At 40.5% G+C, this 474-nt stretch carries 1 protein-coding gene and 1 pseudogene; one reads left to right on the forward strand and one right to left on the reverse strand.

What is annotated here, in order from left to right:
- Nucleotides 1-225 (reverse strand): MarR family winged helix-turn-helix transcriptional regulator (locus AB4512_RS23770; protein WP_372175969.1); only part of this gene is annotated, 225 nt, incomplete at its 3' end.
- Nucleotides 226-353: 128 nt separating this feature from the next.
- Between AB4512_RS23770 and AB4512_RS23775 the strand changes: the two are divergent.
- Nucleotides 354-474, forward strand: a pseudogene (locus tag AB4512_RS23775) (organic hydroperoxide resistance protein); the annotation flags it as partial.

Raw genomic sequence — 474 nt, forward strand, 5'->3', positions numbered from 1 at the left:
GAGTAGTGGCGTCAAGGTACCTGAATCTAAATGCGTTTTTGCGCCTAGCGCTTTGACATTTATCTCTTTTTCTTCCCAAAGCACCATCATCACAATGTATTGCAAGTAAGTAAGTTCAAGTGCTTTCAGCAAAGGTTGATACGCTCTACTCATTGCATTCGATGCACTATACAGCGCGAAACACACCTGATTATCCAGCTTTAGATAGTCATCTTGGTCGCTCATGATCGCCTCACCAATAATTTAAATTGTGCACAATATACTTGCGCGCTCAAATTTTATCAATTAAGCTAGCTTTAAAATTAAGTTGCACACAATTTAATTGTACAAAATCATAATTAAGGACTAAAACAATGACAACACTCTACACAACTTCTGCAACAGCAACGGCGGGTCGTAACGGCCAAGTTTCTACTGATGACAATCTGCTTTCAGTGGCGTTGAGCTACCCTAAAGAAATGGGCGGAACAGGTG

The organism is Vibrio sp. 10N.222.52.B7 (assembly GCF_041474275.1).
Classification (GTDB): Bacteria; Pseudomonadota; Gammaproteobacteria; order Enterobacterales; family Vibrionaceae; genus Vibrio; species Vibrio crassostreae_C.